This is a genomic window from Nocardia sp. NPDC050630, from assembly GCF_044457245.1.
GTDB lineage: Bacteria > Actinomycetota > Actinomycetes > Mycobacteriales > Mycobacteriaceae > Nocardia.
Genome location: NZ_JBITGN010000020.1, coordinates 49,332 through 64,861 on the forward strand (window position 1 = coordinate 49,332; position 15,530 = coordinate 64,861).

General features: G+C 65.5%; 16 protein-coding genes and 1 riboswitch. Of the genes, 8 read left to right on the forward strand and 8 right to left on the reverse strand.

Going from position 1 to position 15,530, the window contains the following annotated elements; genetic code table 11:
* Positions 1-15: 15 nt before the first annotated feature.
* Positions 16-291, forward strand: coding sequence for a MoaD/ThiS family protein (locus tag ACIBG0_RS34105; protein WP_397038320.1), 276 nt, complete (start codon positions 16-18; stop codon positions 289-291).
* 2 nt (positions 292-293) lie between these two features.
* Here the strand turns inward: ACIBG0_RS34105 and ACIBG0_RS34110 are convergent, their stop codons facing one another.
* The 3 genes from ACIBG0_RS34110 to ACIBG0_RS34120 form a co-directional block, all read right to left on the reverse strand.
* Positions 294-758 carry a hypothetical protein gene (locus tag ACIBG0_RS34110; protein ID WP_397038322.1) on the reverse strand — a complete coding sequence of 155 codons (465 nt, stop codon included), beginning with the start codon at positions 756-758 and terminating at the stop codon, positions 294-296.
* A gap of 130 nt (positions 759-888) precedes the next feature.
* The gene (locus ACIBG0_RS34115; protein WP_397038324.1) at positions 889-1,974 is read right to left on the reverse strand and encodes a hypothetical protein; all 1,086 of its coding nucleotides are present in this window, start codon (positions 1,972-1,974) and stop codon (positions 889-891) included.
* Between the two features lie 153 nt (positions 1,975-2,127).
* Complete coding sequence (locus tag ACIBG0_RS34120; RefSeq protein ID WP_397038326.1) at positions 2,128-2,814, reverse strand: M23 family metallopeptidase; 687 nt, start codon at positions 2,812-2,814, stop codon at positions 2,128-2,130.
* Positions 2,815-2,996: 182 nt separating this feature from the next.
* Between ACIBG0_RS34120 and ACIBG0_RS34125 the strand changes: the two genes are divergently transcribed.
* Positions 2,997-3,320 carry an ArsR/SmtB family transcription factor gene (locus tag ACIBG0_RS34125; protein WP_397038328.1) on the forward strand — a complete coding sequence of 108 codons (324 nt, stop codon included), beginning with the start codon at positions 2,997-2,999 and terminating at the stop codon, positions 3,318-3,320.
* A gap of 7 nt (positions 3,321-3,327) precedes the next feature.
* Here the strand turns inward: ACIBG0_RS34125 and ACIBG0_RS34130 are convergent, their stop codons facing one another.
* Positions 3,328-4,314 (reverse strand): glycosyltransferase family 9 protein, encoded by a 987-nt coding sequence (locus ACIBG0_RS34130; RefSeq protein WP_397038330.1) that lies wholly within the window; start codon positions 4,312-4,314, stop codon positions 3,328-3,330.
* Between the two features lie 201 nt (positions 4,315-4,515).
* On the opposite strand from ACIBG0_RS34130, the gene ACIBG0_RS34135 reads away from it, so the two are divergent.
* Complete coding sequence (locus ACIBG0_RS34135; protein WP_397038332.1) at positions 4,516-4,926, forward strand: VOC family protein; 411 nt, start codon at positions 4,516-4,518, stop codon at positions 4,924-4,926.
* 66 nt (positions 4,927-4,992) lie between these two features.
* Entirely contained in the window at positions 4,993-5,571 is a 579-nt protein-coding gene (locus ACIBG0_RS34140) for an HdeD family acid-resistance protein (protein ID WP_397038334.1), read from the forward strand.
* A gap of 247 nt (positions 5,572-5,818) precedes the next feature.
* On the opposite strand, the gene ACIBG0_RS34145 is transcribed toward ACIBG0_RS34140, so the two are convergent.
* Positions 5,819-6,208, reverse strand: a complete 390-nt coding sequence (locus ACIBG0_RS34145; protein WP_397038336.1) for a VOC family protein — start codon at positions 6,206-6,208, stop codon at positions 5,819-5,821.
* A gap of 116 nt (positions 6,209-6,324) precedes the next feature.
* Here ACIBG0_RS34145 and ACIBG0_RS34150 point away from each other — a divergent pair, with 116 nt between their 5' ends.
* Positions 6,325-7,215, forward strand: coding sequence for an alpha/beta hydrolase (locus tag ACIBG0_RS34150; protein WP_397038338.1), 891 nt, complete (start codon positions 6,325-6,327; stop codon positions 7,213-7,215).
* A gap of 135 nt (positions 7,216-7,350) precedes the next feature.
* On the opposite strand, the gene ACIBG0_RS34155 is transcribed toward ACIBG0_RS34150, so the two are convergent.
* Positions 7,351-8,055, reverse strand: coding sequence for a S1 family peptidase (locus ACIBG0_RS34155; RefSeq protein WP_397038339.1), 705 nt, complete (start codon positions 8,053-8,055; stop codon positions 7,351-7,353).
* A gap of 173 nt (positions 8,056-8,228) precedes the next feature.
* On the opposite strand from ACIBG0_RS34155, the gene ACIBG0_RS34160 reads away from it, so the two are divergent.
* The 3 genes from ACIBG0_RS34160 to ACIBG0_RS34170 all read left to right on the forward strand — a co-directional run bounded on the left by ACIBG0_RS34160 (position 8,229) and on the right by ACIBG0_RS34170 (position 12,153).
* Entirely contained in the window at positions 8,229-8,930 is a 702-nt protein-coding gene (locus ACIBG0_RS34160) for a response regulator (RefSeq protein ID WP_397038341.1), read from the forward strand.
* Between the two features lie 65 nt (positions 8,931-8,995).
* A complete protein-coding gene (locus ACIBG0_RS34165) occupies positions 8,996-9,985 on the forward strand; it encodes an ATP-binding protein (protein WP_397038476.1) in 990 nt (329 codons plus the stop codon).
* A 143-nt stretch (positions 9,986-10,128) separates the two neighbouring features.
* Entirely contained in the window at positions 10,129-12,153 is a 2,025-nt protein-coding gene (locus ACIBG0_RS34170; protein ID WP_397038343.1) for a DUF4153 domain-containing protein, read from the forward strand.
* Between the two features lie 11 nt (positions 12,154-12,164).
* Here ACIBG0_RS34170 and ACIBG0_RS34175 read toward each other — a convergent pair whose 3' ends face one another.
* Both ACIBG0_RS34175 and ACIBG0_RS34180 read right to left on the reverse strand, forming a co-directional pair.
* Entirely contained in the window at positions 12,165-13,580 is a 1,416-nt protein-coding gene (locus ACIBG0_RS34175) for an alpha/beta fold hydrolase (protein ID WP_397038345.1), read from the reverse strand.
* A 390-nt stretch (positions 13,581-13,970) separates the two neighbouring features.
* On the reverse strand, positions 13,971-15,341 hold the full coding sequence (locus tag ACIBG0_RS34180; RefSeq protein WP_397038347.1) for a purine-cytosine permease family protein: 1,371 nt from the start codon (positions 15,339-15,341) through the stop codon (positions 13,971-13,973).
* Positions 15,336-15,452, reverse strand: a riboswitch (TPP riboswitch). Its footprint overlaps the gene before it by 6 nt.
* Positions 15,453-15,530: the final 78 nt, after the last annotated feature.

Consider the following 15,530-nt stretch of genomic DNA (forward strand, 5'->3'; position numbering starts at 1 on the left):
GAAGGATGCGTTCCGATGACGGTCACGGTCAGTATTCCAGCGGTGTTGCGACGGCACACCGGCGGCGAGAAGCGAGTCGAGGCGTCGGGGGAGACGGTGGGCGCGATCATCGCCGACCTGGAATCCAGGTACGACAGTCTGCAGGGCCGCATCGTCACCGACGGCAAGTTGCACCGGTTCGTGAACGTCTACGTCGACGACAACGACGTGCGGACCGAGCAGGGGCTGGCGACGGCGGTGCGGGACGGCTCGTCGGTGACCATTCTGTCCGCGATGGCGGGCGGCGCCTGACCCTACGCGGTCGCCGCGATCACGTCGATGGCGAGTATCAAGCCGAGTGTCACCGTCATCACCAGCGACGTGATCAGAAACGTCCGCCGCACGCCAGGCATCTCCGCGGGGAGCGCGAAGATCCGCTTCGGCCACACCCACCACGACTGATACGCGAACGCACCGCACGCGATAACGAACAGCACCAGCTTGATACACATCAAGACGATCCACTCGGTGCTCGGTCGGGGGGTGTCGGTGGCGCGGCTGATGGCGAGGCCGGTTCCGGAGATCGCGATCAGTACAGCCAGCCGTAAAATCCTGCGCCGCGAGCCGCTGGCCATCAGTTGGCCGATGTCCTCGAACTCATCCGGATCGGCGGCGCGCAGTTGGAACTGCTGCACCACGACGATCGAATAGACCATGGCGCCGAACCATGCTGCCAGTACGACAGTCTGGATGACGGCGAAGGTATTCGTCAGGGCCATTGAACAACCTTTCTCGGCTCTTCCGAACGAGTGTTCCGGGTCTGGTCACACTCAGCGCGCTCGACCACCGTACTGGAGATGTCGCCGCCTGAGGGCCATAGGAGCAGGAACGCAGCGAGCGCTGTTGCTACTATCCGCGGGTGTGCCTCCCCGCGGCGAACATTCGCACGGCACTCGGAGCGTTGCGGCTGTGATTCGCCGCGGCGCGGGCCCGCCAGTAGACGCCGAAAGTCAGCAAAGCAACCATCCAGATCAATACACCGGCGGCGAACAGCGTCGGACCGTCCGGATGCACGAGCGATTGGGCTCGCATCGCCTGCCAAAACACGATCGCGAGTAGGCCGGTATAACCCGATGCGAGGACACTGATCAGCGCGGCGCGCGTGCGTTCGGCCCGCAGCCACGGATAACGCGGCGCCAACCAGGCCAGCACGACGACCGCGAGTAGCAAGACCTGAATGGCGTGCAGTCCGAGGAAATGCGGGATCCGCAGATCGCCGCCGGTGGTGCTCCAATGCGTGATCGGCATACCTGCGACACCGTCACGTGCGTCCAATGACGGGTTCTCCAGCACGGTATGGCCGGCCACCAACTCGACCACATTGCCGTTGGTATCGCGCACCAACTGTTTTCCGGTGAACCCCATCAGGTACCCGAGCGCCATCCCCACGACAGCGAGGCCGAGTCCGGCGTGAACGGCCCGCGCGGTCGGCCGGTCCACCAAACGCTGCCACGAAAGGATCAGCACGATTACGAGATTGGCGAAGAACAAGCCGGGAACACCGGACGCGAACACCATCTGACCGACCGAGTTCACCGCATCGGTCTCGCTGTTGAAATGGCTGTAGGTGCCGCGCGCGGCCTGCACCACGATGAACCCGACGTCCACGAATCCGGTGACCGCGAAGACTGCCCCCATCCACCAGGTAACCCGACTTCCCTTGTGCGGCAACGACAGCAGCCATGCCAGCGTGATCCCGTAGAGCACGAATGCGAGCCCGAACTCGAGCGGTTTGAGCCATACGGATTCATCGAGCAGCATCCGGTCGTCGAATGCCATGCCACCGGCCGAGAACAGGACCAGCGCAGCCATCGCGGCCGCCATCCACAGCAGCGGGCGATGCAGGCGAGGGTCACGCGGCAGGTCCGCGCCGACGGCGGGGCGATGGTCGCGCGCGGAATCGCCAGGGGCGGAAACACTATCGATCGTCGACATGAGCCGACGGTAGGAATCGACGACGCACGACCACGTCACGCTGCAGCGCCATTCGGGGGTGATACCGCGGTACTAGAAATCGACCACCGGATGCATTCGCCATCCCCTCATCGAATCGCGAATGCGCCGGTGGCCGAATCGGATAGGGAGCGCTTACTCTGCGGCCAAGCCGACGGCGATACCGCGCGCGCCGAGCCAGGGCATCGGATCGATCGGGGTGCCCTCGCCCGGGTGGACTTCGTAGTGCAGGTGCGGGCCGGTGGAGAAGCCGCGGTTGCCGACGGTGGCGATGACATCGCCAGCGCGCACCTGCTGACCGACGGTGGCCAGAATATCGTTCACGTGGCCGTAGATGCCGATGGTGCCGTCATCCTGCTGCACCCGAACCCACATGCCGAAGCCGGAGGCCGGACCCGCCTCGATGACGGTGCCGTCGGTGACCGCACCGATCGGGGTCCCGATCGGATCGGCGAAATCGAGACCCGCGTGCAGCGCACCCCAGCGCATGCCGAAGTTGGAGGTCAGCACGCCCGCGATGGGACGAACGGTGCGCGGCCGGGCCGCCTCGGCGGCGATGCGGTGCTGCTCCCAGCTCACGGCCTCGGGTACGGTCTGTGGCATCTGGGCCTCGCGCGGGGTGAATGCGGTGAAGGCGACGGCATCACTGGTTCGGTCGGCCGACAGCTCGGTCTTTCCGGCCAGTGCGTCGGGCTCAACGGCGGCCGAAACGCCGAGCGAGGCGCTGACGGCCGCCGCCGCGGCAACCACCCTGGTTGCGGCGCGGTTGCGGCGTGAACGGGTCGAGCCGAGACGATAAGGTAACGGTACGGTCACGGGCATGGATCGAACGTACGGGACCGGCATTGGGGTTTCGTAATCCTGTGGCAACCGCCACAGGCTCGGGAAAGCCCAGTTGGCTGGTTACGGCTAGGTAACGATATGGCGTTACTGTGTTATCTACCTGGAGAAACCCGTATTGCGCGAAATTGACCAACCCGAGGTAAGTCGCCCACACTGTTTCAGTGCCGACTAATGGAGTTCTGGCCATCGAGGCGCTCGCTGACCCGACCCGTCGGGCCATTTTCGAAGCACTGCCGACCGCGCCGATGTCGGTCGGTGATCTCGCGAAACTCGTCGGCGTAACCAGCTCGGCAGCATCGCAGCATCTGCGTGTACTGCGCGCGGCCCGACTGGTGATGATGCGCCCGGACGGTAATCGGCGGCTGTACTTCCTCGACCCCCGCGGACTGGGCGACGCGCGTGACTATCTGGAGCAGTTCTGGCCCAGCGCGCTAGCGGCCTATGCCGCAGCCTTGAGCAACGCCCGCGCCGAGGGCAACGCCTGAATGGTGGTCAACCCACGCGGCGATACGTCGTGCGTCCGCGATTGTTTCCGCCGCCCGGCCACGCCCGCTTGGCGAGCTGCTTGTCGATCGCGCTGATCACCTCGGTGACACCGATCCGCAGTAATCCGGGGTCGGGGGTATCGGCCATCGGATCGCCGAGCTGGCCGGCCCACAGCACCGCGTGCCTACCGAGAAGATGCGGTGGCGGCCCACCCCAGCGCGGCGGTGTCGGACCGAACAACAACACGGTGCGGGTTCCGAAGGCGGTGGCCAGATGCGCGACGCCGGTATCACCGCAGATGACGAGTGCGGCCTCGGCGACCGTGGCAGCGAGTTCGATGAGGTTCTGCTCACCCGCGAGCACCCGGCCCACGGGTAGGCCCGCGCGTGCGGCAATATTCAGCGCGGTGTCGCGCTCGGACGGGTCACCGGTGAGCACCACTTCGCGACCGAGCACGAGCAGATGCCGCACGACCGCGGCGAATCGGTCCGGCGGCCAACGGCGAGCCGGTGCCCCGGCTCCCACATGGACCACGACGCAATCGCGGCGACTAGTGGTGGCGACCGGGGGGACGAGTCCGAGATTGCGGCGATCGGCGACGATGCCGTCGGATTCGAGCAGATGACACCAGCGCTCGACGTGATGCATATCCGCATGCCATTCCGGGCCCTCCAGCTCCGGAAACGCCGGATTGCGATAGGAGAGGATGCGTCCGGGATCGGTCTTGGTGAGCGCGACGATGCTTTCGGCGCTCGGTCCGTGCAGATTCACCGCAAGCGTGGGTTGGGGTGCATCCCAGCGCAGGTCGCTCAGGTCGGCGGTCGGGATCATGGAGTCGACGGAGGCGATCAGGTCGACGATGGGCTTCAGACGGTGCGGAGCGGCGAGGACGATCTGATCACGCGGTTTCGCCCGTCGCAGCGCGCGCAACGCGGGAACCGCGGTGAGCAGATCACCGAGGCCACGTGCCTGCAGCACGAGAACAACCGCCACCCTCTTCTCCTAGCCACCCGAGATCGCGAACCCGACCCACCCGCTTCACCCCATGGGTGCACACGACGAGAGCCACTTAGGGATGACTACCCGAGCCCTCTCGGCGATAAACGTGAGCGAGTACCCCGTTATCGAGCCCACTGTCCGAGTCGGAGGACTAACCTCGGCGATGGCGGCCAACTACCACCAAGGAGCGTTCCTATGACCTCCAGGCTGAACCCGTACATCAGTTTTTCCGACTCGGCGCGCACGGCGTTGGAGTTCTATCGCGATGTGTTCGACGGCACGCTGACGATGCAGACTTTCGGGGATATGGGGGATAAGGACGCGCCCGGCGCGCAGCTGATCATGCACGGCATGCTGGAGACGCCGAGTGGATTCACGCTGATGGCCTCGGATACCCCGCCAGGTATGGAGTACAAACCCGGAAGCAGTATTTCGATCAGTCTCTCCGGTGACGACGCCGACGAACTGCGCGGCTACTGGGACAAGCTGTGCGCCGGTGGCACGGTGACCGTGCCGTTGGAGAAGCAGATGTGGGGCGACGAATTCGGCATGTGCCTGGATCGTTTCGGTATCGCGTGGATGGTGAACATCGCGACACCCGCCTGACGGCCCTCATTGCGTTCGTCTAGCAAATTCCCAGAAAACTGCTGTTTCGCGGCCTAACATCACGTCATGACGACAAACAGCGTGCTAGAGGGTCCTCTGCAGTCGCTTGCGCGCAGTGCGTGGCAAACGGTTCTGGTCACCGGCATCCTGTCGGTGATCCTCGGTGTAATGATCCTGGTATGGCCCGGTGTGACGCTGCTCGCCGCGGGCATCATCTTCGGCATCTACCTGGTGGTGAGTGGCTTCCTGCAGTTGGTGGCCGCATTCGGCACACACACCAGCCCCGGAATCCGGGTTCTCGCGTTCATCAGTGGTGTGTTGTCGATCATCATCGGTGTCTTCTGCTTTCGTGACGAGTTGGAATCGATTCTGTTGCTCGGCCTGTGGATCGGTATCGGCTGGCTGTTCCGTGGTGTCGCGCTGCTGATGGCGGCGATCTCCGAGCCGACGCTGCCCGGTCGGGGCTGGGAGGGTCTCTTCGGAATCATCACCGCGATCGGCGGTGTGGTGCTGATCGCATGGCCGGTCGCATCGGTGGCGACGCTCGCCTTGGTCGCCGGGTGGTGGCTGATCATCCTCGGCATCATGGAGATCGTCACCTCTTTCGGTGTCCGCAAGGATGCGCGCAAGCTCGCTCGAATCTGAGATATTTCGAGTTCCCGCGGCGTTGCGCTCCGCGGCGACCGCAGGCGTATTCCGGTGGGGGACTTATGTTTTCGCGATGATGGGCATGACCGCGCAGCATGCCGCACGCGGGGACGCGTTCTCCGCGTGGTCGCCCTGCCGCAGGACTGGCTGAGCCGCTACACCGGACCGGGTGGGAACCGGATTTCGCCGGTGGCTCCTACCTGCGCTGCCTTGATGACCTTCGCCTCGGAGGCGGATCGGTGCGCTAGGGAATGACCTGACCGATACCGAGCATATTGCCTTCACTGTCGCGGAACCATGCGCCCCGCTCGGCTCGCCCCTTGCTCGGATAGTTGCCTTCGATATCCATGATCCCGTTCACCGTGCCGTCGTATTCCTCGAAAACCACGCCGCGGGCCCGTAGGCTCGCGACGGTTGCCTCGATGTCATCGACGTAGAAACCCAGCTGGGTGAACGAGCCGTCGGACGCCCCGGCGGAGGCGAACAGGCAGAAGACGCCCGACGCACCTTCGTAGCGCAGGCCGCCCTCGCGTTCTTCGACCGGTTCGAGGCCCAGTTTCTCGGCGTACCAGCGGCGGGCTCGGGCCAGATCCTGGGTGGGTATGCGGGCTTCGATGTGTGCGTTGCTCAGCATCCTCGTCATGGTAGCCAGCCTGCCGCGCGGTATCCGGAGATCATCGACTGGGCCTTCGACATTGTGCCACTCGCGCCGTACCTTCGTTACAGGACGGAAGTAATGGAGGGCATCGCATGCGGGTCGATATCGAATTCACCAGTGGCGCAGTGACGTTACGTGGATGGCTCTACCGGCCGGAAGCGGCGTCGGGTCCTGTCCCGCTGGTGGTGATGACGCACGGCTTCGCGGGCGTCAAGGAATGGGTGGCCCCCTTCGCCGAGGTGTTCAGCAGAGCAGGCCTGGCGTGTCTGGTGTACGACCATCCTGGATTCGGGACTTCCGATGGTGAACCTCGCTACGAAGTCGATCCGTTCGCCCAGATCGAGGGCTACCGCGATGCGATCACCTTCGCCCAGACCCTCGAGGGCATCGATCCGGAACGCATCGGCATCTGGGGGACCAGTTTCGCGGGCGGACACGTGTTGGTCGTCGCGGCGACCGATCGACGCGTGCGAGCGGTCGTGTCGCAGGTGCCATTGACCAACGGCTGGGCCAACTTCCGCAGTTTGGTGCCATCCATCATGCTGCCGGCGGTCCATGCGGCCATCGCCGCTGACCGCCAGGCCCGCGCGTCGGGCAAACCACATCAGATGATCAAGGCGGCATCCGATGACCCCACCGAACTCGTCGCCATGCCCGGTCTCGAGGTCTACAACTGGTTGATGGCCAACGGCCCGCAGATACCCACGTGGCGCAACGAGGTCACACTTTCCAGCGTCGACAAATTCCAGTCCTACGCCCCAGAAGCGTTCCTGCAGCGCGTTTCTCCGACACCACTGCTGATGGTGATCGCCGATCAAGACACTCTGACCCCCAGCGATATCGCGCTGCAGAGCTACGCCGAAGCTCTGGAGCCCAAACGACTGGCGCTTGTCCCCGGCCCTCACTTCGCCGTCTACGAGGAGCAGTTCGAACGAGCATCCAGCGTTGCCCGCGACTTCCTACTTGCCGAGCTGAACGGATAACGCCTGCCGATACGCGCGCAGGTGTGGTGGCGACAACGGGTTCGAGCCGATCAGGGTGATTCCGTATTCGCTTGACAGTCGGCGCATTTCGGCATCGAGTGCAGGAACGGACGGGCCGGAATTGCAGCCGTGATCTCACAGCGTCCGGAAACCGGCGCCGACGCCACCCGACCGATCCATCTCACCCAGGATGACGCCGATCTCGATCGCCACGGCCGGATCGTGCACCGCCGCCGTGCCGCAGGCCATGTCGAAGAGGGTCACGCCGAGCACCATGACCCCGATATGCCCGATATTCATCCCGACCAGGCGGTCGCCGAGCGTGACCGGACCGCCCGAATCGCCCGGTCTGGAGCAGAGCTGGCTCTGGAACCACCACTCGCGCGTATCCCACACCACGCCGCAGTCGAAGCCGGAGGTGCGGCCGTTCTTGCAGACGATATCGCCCGGTCGCGGCGGTACGCCGATGCCACCGATATAGGTCTGCGCCACTTGGCGAACCGGCGTGACCTTGGTGCGGTCGAATTCGATAACGGCGAAGTCGTTGTTGTGGTCGACCGCGGCGACGGTGCCGATGACGCCCGCTTGCTGTGTCTCGGACTGGACAGGCATACCGATCTCGGCGCAGTGTCCGGCGGTGAGTCCGACCATCCGATCGGCGCTGTCGTAGCCGACCGTAGTGAGGGTGCATACCGCGCGGCCGTCGAGCACAATGCCCGAGCCGCCGCCCATTGTCGCCATCTGTGCGGCCATCGCGGTACCGGAGAGTACAGAGGGGGCGATGACCGCGATGACCGCGGCGACGAGCAAGCGTATCCCGATCCTTCCCATGGCAACCATGTCGCTAACTTTCCGCCGTGGTCGCCGCTTCTCGGTATGCGCTGGAGTTGCAGGTGGGACACGGTTTGATGTCGTCGACGCGGCCCTGTCGAGCTGCGGCCGTCGGCGGTGCACACGGAATCTCCACAATTGATGCGGGTTCTCTCCACAGCCGGTGGCTAGGGTTTCGGTTCATGGAACAGCAGGCGGCGGGCTTCGGGCAGGCGGCGCGACGGATTCTGGTGGTCGACGACGAGGTGACCATCGCCGAATCGGTGGCGGCGCGACTGCGGTCCGAGGGGTTCAGCGTCGAGCTGGCCCATGACGGTCCGGGGGCGGTCGCGGCGGCCGAAGCGGTCGTGCCCGATCTGGTGGTGCTGGATGTGATGCTGCCCGGCTTCGACGGTCTCGAGGTGTGCCGCCGCATACAGGCCGCGCGCCCGATTCCGGTCCTGATGCTCACCGCGCGCACCGACGAAACCGATCAGCTCATCGGACTCGGCGTCGGCGCGGACGACTATTTGACCAAGCCGTTCTCGCTTCGTATTCTCGCTGCCCGCGTCCACGCGCTGCTACGCCGCATGGACCGCGCCGTCGAACGCGATGGCGCCACCATCATCGTCGGCGACCTACGCATCGATGTGGATCAGCGTCGCGTGTGGCGCGCCGATATCGAAGCGCAGCTCACCCCGCTGGAATTCGACCTGCTGGCTCGGCTGGCACGACGTCCCCGCGTGGTGCTGGCCCGCGAGCGATTGCTCGAAGAGGTTTGGGACTGGGCCGAAGCCGCGGGCACTCGGGCGGTCGACAGTCATATCAAGGCTTTGCGCCGCAAGCTCGGAGCGGATGTGATCCGCACAGTGCACGGTGTCGGCTATGCGCTGGATGCGCGATGAGCGAGGATGTTGCGCGCGCGGCGATTTCGCGGAAGCTGCGTGGCCTATCGGACGCGGTCGCGGAGATGCTGCCGCGGCCGCTGGATCCGGTCACATCGATCAAGCTGAAGTTCGCGATTCTGATGCTCGGGTCGGCCGGAGTGGCATTCGGGTTCTTCCGGCTGCGGATCGGCTGGCTGCCGCCGAGGACGACCATCGCGGCAACGGTGATCGCGTTGATTACCTCGCAAATCCTCGCGCACGGCACCACTCGGCCGTTGCGGGAGATGACGGCGGCGGCCAAGCGCATGGCGCAGGGCGATTACACCCGTCGAGTGCGGGCCAGTTCCCGCGACGAGGTCGGGCAACTGGCGGTGGCCTTCAACCAGATGGCCGCCGATCTGGCCGCCGCCGACCAGCAGCGCCGCGACCTGATCGCCAATGTCTCCCACGAACTGCGCACGCCCATCACCGCGCTGAATGCGGTGCTGGAGAACATGGTCGACGGTGTCTGCGAACCCGACGACAAAACCCTGCGCACCGCACTCGCCCAAACCGAACGGCTCGGCCGACTCGTCTCCGAACTGCTCGACCTGTCCACCATCGAATCCGGCGCCCGGGCGCTGGGCCGCGAAGAACTCAGCGTCACACCGCTTTTGGCCGAAGTCATCGCCGAGGCCGAGGTGGCCGCCGCGGCGCTCGGGCGCGGCGTGCGCTTCAGCACCGATGTGCAACCAAGCAGCGCAAGCGTTTTCGCAGACCGTGCACGTTTGCATCAGGTGCTGCTCAACCTGCTCGACAACGCCGCCCGCCACGGACCCGCCGGTGGCGAAGTATGCATCGAGGCCCGCGCCGACCGCGGCGGGCTGGTCATCGACGTCCAAGACCAAGGCCCCGGCATTCCGATCGCCGAGCGCGGCACCATTTTCGACCGCTTCACCCGCGGCGGGCGCGCCGACGGGGGCGGTACCGGACTGGGGCTTGCCATCTCGCGCTGGATCGTCGACCTACACGGCGGCACAATAGCCGTCACCGATCCGGGCTCGCGCATTCGCGTGGTTCTCCCGGCCCCTTAACGCACTCCGATATTCCGCAGCCCGGACCAACGAGGTCCCGGGATGATCCCGCACGCCCGTAGGAGGGGACACTCATGCCAGACCAACCCGAACCAGCGCGACCGGAATCACCTGCGCCATCCGCAGCGAAATCGGAGCCGAACGTGGGAGACCAGTCGGTAGCGGATGCGCCGACCTCACCGAGTGTGTGGTCGAGCCCGTCGAATGTGTTGATCAGTCTGCCACCGACCATGCCGCCGGTTCCGCCGCCGAGTTCCGGATTCCCGGCACCGCGACCCTGGCCGGTGCAACTGCCGAGGTGGCGGCGCATTGCCTGCCCGGCGGGCGCACTGCCCGCAGCGGGTATCGCGGGCCTCGCGGGCGCGGTCTTCGTCCCGCTGGACCGACCTGGAATCGGTTGGGTACTCGCCGGTTCGGTGGCAGCGGCCGCGGTATTCACGGTGGACCGCCGCGCCCGACGCACGGCCGAAGCGGCGGTCTCGACACATCATTCGGCCGCCTCGCAAACAATGGAGCCGCGCCCAGGGCGCTCGGCCCCTGAGGTGCCCGGTGGCACGACGTCGGTCGAAGGTGCTGGCGCGCAGCTCGACCAGTCCGATGGGAGCAGCGGCGGCATGGTGCGCGACGATGCACCATCGATACCGAATCCGTTGTCTGAATCGCCCACGGCGACGACAGATGAGCACGAGCTGGAGCCGCCTGTCCCCGTGGCTGACGGTGCTGAAATGCTCCCCACGGGTGGGGTAGAGCCAGGTCGAACTGATTCTTCGGACAGTCGGGGCGCGGTGGATGAGGGTGCGTCGTTGATAGCGGATCCGTTCGAATCGGCGCATTCGCCCGCATCGGGGGCAGGAGAGCGTGCTGCGGAAACCGCTGGTCCAGTCGTCATCGGCAGTCGCTCGACGCTGGGGGACCGTGGTGCGGAGGCTGTTGCGGCCGGATCGGTATTCCGTGGTCGCGCTGCGAATTGGGGGCGGGTGTGGTGGACAGCCCTGGCGTTGGCGTTGCTGGCCGTGGGTGCGGTGCGGGCCGCAGGGTGGCTTTTCGCGCTCTGTGTCGTAGGGGCCGTGGTGGCCGGGTCGTTGGCTGTCGTTGGGCGGCGGTCGGTATATGGCGCGTGGTACGACGTGATCGCGGTGCCGATCGAGTCTATTGCGGGCATTCCGTGGGTGTATTCGGCGTTCGGGCGGATCGGTGAAGGTCCAGCGCGGCGGTCGTGGCGGGCCGGGATGTCGGTTGCGGTGACGCTCGCGTTGTTGGCGGTGTTCGTGCCGTTGCTGGGCGGCGCCGATGCGACATTCGCGACACTGCTCGACGCGTTGACGCCACAGGTCGACGCGGCATCGGTCGTGCAGTGGATCGTGCTGTTCGCGGTACTCGGGCTCGGCAGCGTCGGGGCGATGTATCTGCTTGCGGGTCCGCGAGCCGCGGCGACAGGCGAGCCGTCCGGCCGATGCCTGCGACGGATGGAATGGGCACTGCCGGTGGGCGCTCTGACCATCCTGTTCGCGGTCTTCGTCGGTGCCCAGTTCGTCGCATTGTTCGGCGGTGACGATTACGTCCAGCGCACCGCGAATCTGACCTACGCCGAATACGCGCGCAGCGGATTCTGGCAGCTCTCGATCGTCACTATCCTCACCCTCGCCGTAATCGCCGTCGTATTACGTTGGGCCGCAGAGGAATCCGCCGTCGACCGGGCCTGGCTGCGCATCCTGCTGTGCGCGATCGGCGTGCTGACGCTGATCATCGTCGCCTCGGCCCTCGGCCGCATGTGGACCTATCAGCAGGCCTATGGGTTCACTGTCCTGCGCGTGCTCGTGGAGGTATGCGAATTGTGGCTGGGGCTGGTGTACCTGCTGATGATCGCGGCGGTGCTGCGCCTCGACGGCACCTGGCTGCCGCGCGCCGCCATCGGCACCGCCATCTCGACGCTGTTCGTGCTGGCCGTGCTCAACCCGGAAGGCCTTGTCGCGGCACGAAATATCGATCGCTGGCAGCACGGCGAGAACCTCGACACGCTCTACCTCAGCAGACTCTCTCCCGATATCTTCCCCGCCCTCGACCGACTCCCGCAGCCACATCGCGCGAAAATAGTCGGTCCCATCCGCACGAGTCTCGACGACGACATGTGGCAGAGCTGGAATCTGTCTCGCGCCAATGCCCGCTAGGACACTCGTACCTATCCGCGCTTGTCGAGCAACGTATGGAGTTGAGTGGCGAATTCCTCGGGGGCGCTTCGGTATCCGACGTGGTCGCCCGGGAATTCCACGATGTCGAGTCCGAGACGTTCGCTGAGTACCGCATTAGGCAGCGCCGGGAACATTTCCTTCGAATCGTGTCCGATGGCGAGGACGAGCTTGTCGGCGACGGGTTGCAGTGCGTCGAAATCCGGTGTGTAGCGAACGTACTGGCGCATTTCGCATTCCATCCAGAACTGCATGTTCTGCTGGATGCGCGCACTGATCGCGGCGGCTTCGGCCGTGGGGTCTTCGGCGGGCTGTGTTCGGCGCAGCCCGACACCCTGGGCGAATAGCGATATGGCGGCGACGAAGCCCTCGGATTTGCTGGTCTGGTAGACCTCGTCCAAGAAGGTGAGCCACTTGTCGGCATCGGGCAGTACGGTCGCCAGCGGCGGTTCGTGTGCGATGAGTGTATGCACGAGTTCGGGTCGGGTCGTGAGCAATTCGAGCGCGACGATGGCGCCGGAGCTGCTGCCGAGCACGGCGGCGGGTTGATCGCCGAGGTGAGTGAGCAGTGCGGCGGCATCTGCGCCGTCGAGTTGCGCGTTGTGGTCCTGCCCTGGGCTGCGGGAGAAGCCGCGTCGATCGTAGGAGACCACGGTATAGCGATCCGCGAGGCGTTCGGCGATCTGATCGAAGCTCCCGGCGTCGCCATTGCCACCCGGGATGAGCAGCAGCAGCGGTCCGGTGCCGCGGATCTCGTAGTACAGCGACGCACCTGGCACGGCCAGGGTGTGGTTGGTGGGGACGTCCATCGGAAAGGCTCCTGGTAGATAGGACAGTTGCCGCAACGCTTCCCGGATGACGGGCAGTGCCGCGGTGGGTGGGTCCGCAGCGACCCAGCGATCGATGGCGACCTGCAGTGCCGTCGCGATCGCGCCAGCCATGATCCGCGGGAACATATCGGTGTGCAGGTCGCGGCCGGTGCGTTCGGCGATGGCGGTCGCGAGGGCCTCCTGGATGACGGCCTGTGCCTTGAGATATTCACCCTGCAGCGCAGGCTTGCCGGTGATCAGCCGAATACCGTGAGTCCATGCCGGATCGGGCAGCTCGTCGTCGTGGAATTCGGCGAGTACCGCGTGGATTACCGCGGGCCACAGCGCTTCGGCCGCCGGACGGTCGTGCAGTCCGTTCGCGATCCGCCGGGCCCGATCGACCGCCACCGAGCACACGGCCTCGTATTTACTGGCGAAGTAATTGTTGAACGTACGTGGCGAAACACCCGCCGCCGCCGCGATGTCCTCCACCAGCACACTGTCGAGCCCACGCTCGACCGCCAGCCGCAGAGCCGCGAATCCGAGCGCTTCCCGAGTCGCGAGCTTCTTGCGTTCCCGCAGCCCGAGTACGAATGCCACGCCTTTCACGATACGCAAACTTGCGTGCCCCGCAAGATTGCGTGATCAGAAAGTTTGTGCCGCAAAGAGATCGAAAACCCGCGACCGCCGTGATCTGAGATCAGAACAGCCATACTCTGTCTCGGCGAATCGCTCACGAAACACTCGCCGAGGCCGCCCGAATGGCGTACGAACTGGTCGGCACTCACGAAGTCGGCCGACCGCAGGCCTCGCACACCCCTGTGAGCAGCTCGCACAAGCCGCGCACCTGTGCGAGGTCCTCACTGGATATGCGACAGTGCATCAGTCGAACTCTGTGCGAGGGCGTTCGGCGGTGAATGACGCTCGGAGAACCGGCATCGCGTGTGTCGGGTACGCGATTGCTGCGGTACCGGCGTGATGGTCCGGAGGCTACGCAGACTTGCGCAGCATCGATAGACGTCCCACACCCCACGCGACCACCACCGCGGCCAGGAATGACAGCAGTGACGCGCTCATCCACGCCTGTTTGGTGAAGTGCAGCTTCTCCTGCACGCCCACCCAGAAGTCGGTCCACACTCCGGCGTCGCCGGGGTTGATCAGCTGGTAGACCGACAGCCCGACCAGCCAGGCGAAAACCATGCCCCATCGCGACGGCGCGTGCGCCGAGGTATCCCACTGGTCGCGCGCCCGCAGGAAGAAGTCCGCGACGAGCACGCCGAGCAGCGGCACGAAAACCGACCCGATCAGCCCGAGGAAGCCGAAGTAGTTCGCCATGTTCAGCCGCAGCGCGAGCAGCGTGATCAGCACACCCAGACCGATCGACAGCACCCGGCGATCCACCCGGGGCGCGAGGTTCTGGATCGATACGGCTGTCGAGTACACATTCGCGAACGACTGGTCGGCCTCACGGAAGACGAAGATGAAGAAGTACACCGCTCCGAGGGTCACCTTCAGGAACGGCGAGTACACCCCGCCGTCGCCGGATGCCAGCGCCAGCGCGAACAGCCCGAGCGCATACGCGATGATCTGGGTGAACGCATATGCCCCGCTGGCCGCGCCGAATGCCGCGCCGGTGCTGCGGGAGTGCCGGGTGTAGTCCGCGGCCACCGGCACCCACGAAATCGAAACCGCGAGAGCCGCATCGGTCGCGACCCAGAACAGATTCCAGTCCACGCCGAACGGCCCACCGCCCGCCGCGCCCGGGTTGGCGGTGAGATCCGGCAGACCCGCGCGCACGAATTGGACGTAGAACCAGATCAACGCGATCACCACACCGACGGTCACGAACCGTCGCAGCATCCGGACCGAACCGAGCGGCCAGATCGTCAAAACCGTCGTCAGCACACCCGCGGTGACCACATAAATCCAGTGCGGCCCACCACCGAACAACTCCTCGGCCGCATCGCCGGTGACGATCAATTCGAAGGTGCCCCAGCCGATCAGCTGCGCGATATTGAGCACGGTCGGCAGATAGCTGAGCTTCGCGCCGAACAGGCCGCGCAGCAACATCATCGCGGGCTTACCGGTCTTGGCTCCGGGCACTGCGGCCAAGCCGAGCATGAGTCCGCCGACCACCGTTCCGATGATCATCGCGAGAATGCCCGCGGCGATGGAGATCTGGGCGGCGCCATCGGAATTGGGCGCCAGCACGGTGTAGGCACCGGAGAATGCGAACAGGCTGACCCCGAGGTTCGCCCAGAATGCGCTCTGGTCCCAGAACGAGAGCACCTTCGGCGCTGGTTGGTCCAGGGTCAGCGGTGCTTCGCGCCGCTCGGATCGATCAACGGTGGTTGCAGACATCCCGGTACCGCTCTCCCTACGCCGGCATTACCCGGACAGGTTCATGCGGTCGGCGAAACGTGGGGTCCGCCCTCTCAGCCCGGCCGTGCCCGAGCTCCCGCGCTGGGTTTCGGGCGAAATGCTACACCCGTGCACCGGCGTGTCGCGCCGCGCCTTCGGACATTCCAGACAGGTTGCGCGGAGACCGCC